The organism is Virgibacillus sp. 7505, assembly GCF_002272135.1.
In the GTDB taxonomy this organism is placed as follows: Bacteria; Bacillota; Bacilli; order Bacillales; family Amphibacillaceae; genus Terribacillus.
On the sequence record NZ_NPBF01000067.1, the window covers coordinates 1 to 397 of the forward strand.

The 397-nt window shown below is 36.8% G+C and carries 1 pseudogene; it reads right to left on the reverse strand.

Going from position 1 to position 397, the window contains the following annotated elements:
* Positions 1–144: 144 nt before the first annotated feature.
* Positions 145–397, reverse strand: a pseudogene (locus CHH91_RS17925) (hypothetical protein); the annotation flags it as partial.

A 397-nucleotide genomic window follows, 5' to 3' on the forward strand; every position in this document is an offset into this window, starting at 1 on the left:
CTTCTAATACCTATACAAATGCTTAACGTTATCATCAAACAAAACGCCATAAAAAGCGGAGATTCAAAAGCTTCTAATGCCATCTGCATAAAATCGCCAATATCGTACAAGGTTACAGGCTGCACTTCCATAAGTTCACCTACTTTAAGCAAAAAATAATTCTTTAATACGCCTAGATACCATAAGCGCTAAAGGGATAGATACACTAAAGGCAACTATCAACCATAAAGCATTAAACCAAGTAGAAACGCCATTTCCTACGTCACCAAGATCATATTCAGGGTCTACATTTGGCAAATTACTTCCACGAGGCACAGCGATAACTGCATCAGATTTTTTTTCTTCTTCATAATCAAATTCATCAGATTTAGCAACAGCACCGACAACAACTTCGTAT